This is a genomic window from Mycobacterium sp. (assembly GCF_050701515.1).
GTDB lineage: Bacteria > Actinomycetota > Actinomycetes > Mycobacteriales > Mycobacteriaceae > Mycobacterium.
Genome location: NZ_JBOGDB010000194.1, coordinates 1 through 5,856 on the forward strand (window position 1 = coordinate 1; position 5,856 = coordinate 5,856).

Annotated in this window: 6 protein-coding genes and 1 pseudogene; 1 reads left to right on the top strand and 6 read right to left on the bottom strand. The window is 66.0% G+C overall.

The genetic code is table 11. The annotated features are described in order from the left end of the window. Positions 1–39: 39 nt before the first annotated feature. From ACRDU5_RS15955 to ACRDU5_RS15970, 4 genes are all read right to left on the bottom strand, one after another. Complete coding sequence (locus ACRDU5_RS15955; protein ID WP_526615599.1) at positions 40–921, bottom strand: oxygenase MpaB family protein; 882 nt, start codon at positions 919–921, stop codon at positions 40–42. Between the two features lies 1 nt (position 922). After that, positions 923–1,933 (bottom strand): prenyltransferase, encoded by a 1,011-nt coding sequence (locus tag ACRDU5_RS15960; protein WP_526615600.1) that lies wholly within the window; start codon positions 1,931–1,933, stop codon positions 923–925. Between the two features lie 103 nt (positions 1,934–2,036). Further along, positions 2,037–2,423 (bottom strand): hypothetical protein, encoded by a 387-nt coding sequence (locus ACRDU5_RS15965; RefSeq protein WP_526615602.1) that lies wholly within the window; start codon positions 2,421–2,423, stop codon positions 2,037–2,039. Next, positions 2,420–3,055 (bottom strand): nucleotidyltransferase domain-containing protein, encoded by a 636-nt coding sequence (locus ACRDU5_RS15970; RefSeq protein ID WP_526615603.1) that lies wholly within the window; start codon positions 3,053–3,055, stop codon positions 2,420–2,422. Before ACRDU5_RS15970 ends, ACRDU5_RS15965 begins: the two co-directional genes overlap by 4 nt. Positions 3,056–3,270: 215 nt before the next feature. On the opposite strand from ACRDU5_RS15970, the gene sodC reads away from it, so the two are divergent. After that, positions 3,271–4,158, top strand: coding sequence for a superoxide dismutase[Cu-Zn] (sodC, locus tag ACRDU5_RS15975; protein ID WP_526615604.1), 888 nt, complete (start codon positions 3,271–3,273; stop codon positions 4,156–4,158). Positions 4,159–4,252: 94 nt separating this feature from the next. Here the strand turns inward: sodC and ACRDU5_RS15980 are convergent, their stop codons facing one another. Together ACRDU5_RS15980 and ACRDU5_RS15985 are read right to left on the bottom strand one after the other, a co-directional pair. Then, the gene (locus ACRDU5_RS15980) at positions 4,253–5,167 is read right to left on the bottom strand and encodes a lytic transglycosylase domain-containing protein (protein ID WP_526615605.1); all 915 of its coding nucleotides are present in this window, start codon (positions 5,165–5,167) and stop codon (positions 4,253–4,255) included. Between the two features lie 357 nt (positions 5,168–5,524). Continuing rightward, a pseudogene (locus tag ACRDU5_RS15985) lies at positions 5,525–5,856 on the bottom strand (MHYT domain-containing protein); the annotation flags it as partial.

Sequence of the window (5,856 nt, forward strand, 5' to 3'; positions counted from 1 at the left end):
ACCGTCGGTGCGCGCAACGTGCACGCCACCTAATCCGGGCTAGGCGACCGATTCGCGGTCCGTCCGTCGGGGCATCATCGCCCATCGGATTCCGCCCACCACGGCGTTGCCGGCCATCCTGATGACGGTGGCCTCGACCGGCGGAACGTACGGCAGCCACAGCGGTGCGCGCGCCCACGCCGGCAGCATGGCGACCGACGTCGCAGCGAGGACACCATAGGGTGCCCGTGCAACCAACGGCAGCGGCGGGGTCAGCAGCAGATACCGGGCAGCGTCCCTGGCCGCGGCTGTCCCGCGCAACTCGGGCCGATATGCGGAGATACGTTGCCGCAGTTGGTGTTCAGTGCGCGGTGGATCGGGCACTCCGAGTGCCTCGGCGACACGGCCGGTGTCGGCCACATATCCGTCACGACCCGCCTGATCGAGCGGCGCGGCCCCATAGAGCTGGTGTGCGAGCAGAAAGCTGTCCACCTCGGCGACGTGCACCCACTCCAGCAGGTGAGGATCCGACGCGTGGTAGGGCGTGCCATCCGGCGCGACGCCTCTGACCCGCCGATGGATTCCGCGCACCTTGTCGACCGCGCGTTGCGCATCGTCGGCCGGACCGAAGGTGGTCACCGCGAGGAAGGTGCTGGTGCGTTGCAGCCGACCCCACGGATCGCCCCGGTAATCGGAGTGCTCGGCGACGCCCGCCATGGCCAACGGGTGCAGCGATTGAAGCAGCAGCGCCCGCAATCCACCGACGAACATCGAGGCATCCGCGTGGACCCTTCGGATCGGGCGGTCCTCGCCGAACCAGCGCGGGCCGGGGGCGTCGTGGATGCGGGCCCTGTTGCTGGGGCCGTCGGGTCCGGCGATCAGGCCGAACAGCGCCCGGCCAAGACCCATACGCACCCCGCCCAGCTCACCCAACAGGCTCATGTCAGATGACCTTGAGGACAGCGCCGATCGCAAGGCCGACGACCAGCAACGCGCCCGCCTGACGCACGTGCAGGAAGGCCAGCGCCGCGTACCACAACGGCCAAACGGGGTAGTCCGGCGGTGGTTCGTCGGGCGGTGGACGGCGGAAGCGCGGCCAGACCTTCCATAGCCGGGGCAGCGCGAGGACGACGAGAAGTGCGGGCCATGGCATGGCGCCGAACACGACGGCCACCGCGACCAGCACATAGAACCCGACCATCATCGCCAGCGTGGCGACCCGGGCCCGCTCCGCGCCGAGAATCACTGGAACGGTGTGGATTCCGAGCGGCTGATCGAAGGGGATCTTGTCGATGTGCTTGCCCATCAGCACCGTCGTGCACAGCAGGCCGTACGGCAGCGACGCCAGCACGATGTCCCAGCCGACCGAGCCGACGGCGGAGTAGTACGTACCGCACACCATCAGGGGACCCCACACGACGAAGACGTCGGGCTCGCCGAGGCCGTGCTTCTTGAGTCGCAGCGGTGGCGCGGTATACGCCACGCTGAGCACGAAGCCCGCGAGTGCGAACGCCAGCACCGGCCACCCGCGAGCCAGCGTGAGCACCACGAGGATCGCCAGGTCGACGAGGTTGACGAGGAAGATCGCCACCAACAGCGTCCGGCGGCTCACCAGTCCGGACAGCACCGGGTGCGGCGCGTAGAGGGACCGCGGGTAGGTGGCGCTGTCGCTGCCAACCTGGGTGTCGAACAGGTCGTTCATCAGATTGTTGGCGACATGGGCCAGGGTGATTCCGACCAGGGCGAGGACGAGCCAGCGCCAGTCCAGGCCCGGTTCGCCGATCGCCAGCAGCGCCGCAACCAGGCCGGATACCAGGGTCATCGGCAGCACCGCCGCCCGGGTCACCACGAGCCAGCGTGTGACGGTGTCGATCGGCGTGTCGGGCGGTGGGTTGGTGGTGCGCAGGGCGTACACCCAAGACCGCACCCGGGAACGAGACTTGACCTCGGTCATCCTCAAATCGTATGCCCGAGCTCGGCGAGCGAGCGACGGCCGTCAGAAACCCGTCATCTCAGGCGCGTGGCAGTGCGGCTGCAAGGCGGCAATCATCATCTTGTTACTGGCCGGCCGAAATTCGGCGGGCAGCCTCGACCAGAGCCTCGGCTGCTCGACTGGCCTTCTTACGCTCGTCAATCGTCGCCGGCTGGTGCGTATAGGCCACTTTTGTCTTCAAGTTCAGTAGGGTCCGCAGGTACTTCTCCATGTTCCCCTCGGCCTGTTTCAGTAGTGCGGCCGCTTCATAGTGATTTTCGCCCGTCGCATGCACTCCCAGTCGAGCGCAACAAATGACGTCCGCGGCGGCGATACCGGCATCAACAAGCAAGTCAACCGCCGCGTTCGGTAAGTCATCGGCGATGACCACAGCGCCTTCATGGAACTCGTTCGCCTTCTTCAGCCGGCCATCGCGGAATGCGTTCGTGCAATCCGGGGTTCGCCGCGTCATTTGCGCAGCGCTTCTGTCGAAACTGCCCGTAGTTGCTTGATGAGCCAAGCTCGCGACCCGGCCACCGTGAGTCCGTGGTCAATCACATCGCGCACCATTGGCTCAGCGCTAGCAGCGCCCAAATCCTCGACCGCGTACTCGACCACGCGCGCGTCGTTGCCCGTCCATCTGGTGGCAGTCGCCGCAAGCTCGTTGACTTGGCGCGCCCACACGCTGTCCGAGGTTTCGCGGTCGCGCACGAGAAAGATGTCGAGGTCACTATGAAGCGTCATTTCGCCTCGAGCTACCGATCCGAAGATTGCGGCATACACCGGCGGTTGCTCCCAAGCCTCAAGGTGACGCTCGAGGCGGGTCATGAAGGTGCTCGCCAGGTGAGCTAGCGCCTGAATGGGCTCTGCAGCAATATGCTCAGAGTTGAGCCTATACGCGAATGCGTTACCGACTCGCTCGGCGAGAACCACACCTTGGAGCACCAATCTCGTCAGCACTTTGCGTATGCCCTCCTCGGAGTAGCCGTTGAGGACACGACGTATTTGGCCAGTGGTGAACGTGACGTCATGCGCCGCCAGCACCGCTAGTACATCGCCGTCGAGCGTCGGCGTCACCGTCGCAAACGGCCGGTTGAACTGCATCGCGGTCTCCAAATCGGCAACTAATGTACCTGCTAGCTTACTATAGTTGGTGTTAGCCAATAATAGTTGGTTTACCCCCACTACACTTGGACCGCAGCTGCGACAGATGCGGTGACGCACGCGTTGGGCGATGCCGGCCGGGTCGAGCGACTGCAATTGGCCGCCGGGGCCGCTTTCCGTTTCGTGGCCGCCGCACATGGGTACGCCGACCGGTTATGAACATCGCGCCCGCCACCGTCAAGCCCGCATCCGTCGTCGCCGTCCTGGGTATGGCCGTCGCCTTGAGCGCCTGCGCAGAAGAACAGCCGCAGGGCCAGCAGTCGCCGACGACCACAACTACCCAGGTAGCCGGCGCTGAACGATTGACCACCCAACTGAAAACCCCGGACGGCCGAACGGTCGCCGACGCGACCTTCGAGTTCGCCAACGGCTACGCGACGGTGACGGTGGAGACCGTCGAAACCGGCATCCTGAGCCCCGGCTTCCACGGCATGCACATCCACTCGGTGGGCAAGTGTGAAGCCGACTCGGTGGCTCCAACCGGCGGTTCTCCCGGCAACTTCAACTCCGCCGGGGGCCATTTCCAGGTGCCCGGTCATTCCGATCATCCGGCCAGCGGCGATTTGACCTCTCTGCAGGTGCGACCCGACGGTTCGGCGAGGGTCGTCACCACCACCAGCGCCTTCACCGCGGCGGACCTGTTGGCCGGCGAGAAGACCGCCTTGATCATCCACGAGGGCCCGGACAACTTCGCCAACATCCCGTCGCGCTACCGGGGCCCAAACGACGCTCCCGGTCCCGACCAGGAGACGCTGGCCACCGGCGATGCGGGCGGGCGAGTGGCCTGCGGTGTCATCGACGGAACGGCCGCCATGACGACCACCACGACGACGACGACCGTGTCCCCCACGACGGTGCCCCCGGCGACGGTCACGACGGTCCCCCCGGCGCAACCCAGCCCGACCGACACGGTCACGGTGACCGTCCCGACCGTTACGGAGGTCCCGACCGTCCCGGAGGTGCCGAACGTCCCCAACCCGCCGAACATCCCGGAGGTCCCGAACGTCCCCAATCCGCCCAACATCCCCGGCCCTGGCGGCTGATAGTTGAGGGCGCTAAGAAATCCGCGCGCTCAGAACTTCCAGGCAAAGACACCTTCCCGCGACCGACGGATGATGAATCCGCGGGCTTCCCCTCTCACTGTGGGTGTGTTGCCAAGTAGTCGCCGACGGGGATCGGTGAGTTAGCGGCATAGCCGACGGGCAGGAGCACTTCGCCTGAAGTCGTGCGGTAGTAGACATCCCATCGGTAATAACCGGCGAATGCGGCGGGGCCGGTTGCCAGCACGGCGGCGTAGTCCTTGACTGCCCGTACGTACAAACCGGAATTGTTGTAGCGGTAGAGGGCATGGTCCTGATCGTCGGCGAAACCGTTGGCGGCCAGGTAGCGACCGGCCGCCATGATGCTGTCGTGTGGCGAGAGGATGTCGCCACCGTCGCCGTACGCGGCGAACGTCGACGGCAAGAATTGCATTGGGCCGTGCGCACCGGCGGAGCTCAGCCCGACGATGCGGCCGAAGCGGCTTTCGATGAAGTTAATCGCCGCCAGGTAGTTCCAGCCGACGCCGGTCGCGCTCTCCGCCTCGCGGTAATAGCCGAGCAGCTCTTCGGCAGGCGCCGGCGGGTCGATGCGCCACGCGGGCATGCTGTCCTCCGGATCGACCAACGCGTCCAGCTGGTGGCGCGCATCGATGTTGCGGTCATAGACACCGATGACTTCCTGCGGAATACGTGGCCGCGCGATCGCTTCCCACTCGGGATTGCGAGCCAGCGTTCGGTAGGCCACTTGCTGGCGGCGCGCCGCATCGACCAGCACGGCTTCTGGAGACGACGGGTCGCGTAGCGCACGCTCGTCGGCGACTAGGTCGTCGGCCAATTGCGCGGGGTCCGACGCGAGCCGTGGCGGCGCAGTCGGCAATGTCGTCGCTACCGGCGACGGCGCGGCGGTCCGGGGGGCGGCCGGCGTCGTGCTCGACGTCGGAGCGGTCGACGACGTGGTCGGCTCCGCACAGGCCGCGAGCGCGAACGTCATCGCGGCCACGAGCAGTCCCATGCCGCAACGCATCCTCCTATGTTGACGGAGTTGGGCTGTCAGCGTGCCATTTTGCCTTGGCAGCGATGCTACAACGTTTGCTGTAGCAATTACTACTATGGATCTAGCTGCAATTTATTGCGAATCCGAACTTAATTCAGCAAAGACGGCCTAGCTTCTGTCTTGGTCGGGGATTCGGTCGTCACGCCGTCGTCGGTCTTGTCGCCGACCGCGCCGGCGCAAGCAGACACCTTCGACCCCTCCGTACCGCATCCACCGATCTGGTGCCCCGGCAAGGGGCCGGGCCTGGCGGGGTCGGGGTATGGCGGCTACTGCGAAGGCAAGAGCCCTGGTGCAACTTGTCCGAGGATGCTGGGTTCACCGAGGTCGCCCGGCCGACGAAGCGACGAGGCGTGATGCGGATCGACTTCCGGTAGCAACGCGATCGGGCGCCAGCATCACGGCGGTGATCGGGACGACGAGCGCAAGTAAAGCGATCACGAAGACCGGGAACAGGAATGAGAAGACCTCGGGCCCGCCGGGAACCGGCGCGGCGTGATCGACGGTCACACGGACCGCTGCGATGCCCGTGTAGTGCATTCCGACGACAGCGACGCCCATTACGAGCCCTGCGACGAATCGCAGCACCAGCGACTCGAGGACGAGCGTGAACCACAGCGCGGCCGTCGCTGCGACCACGGCGATCAGGA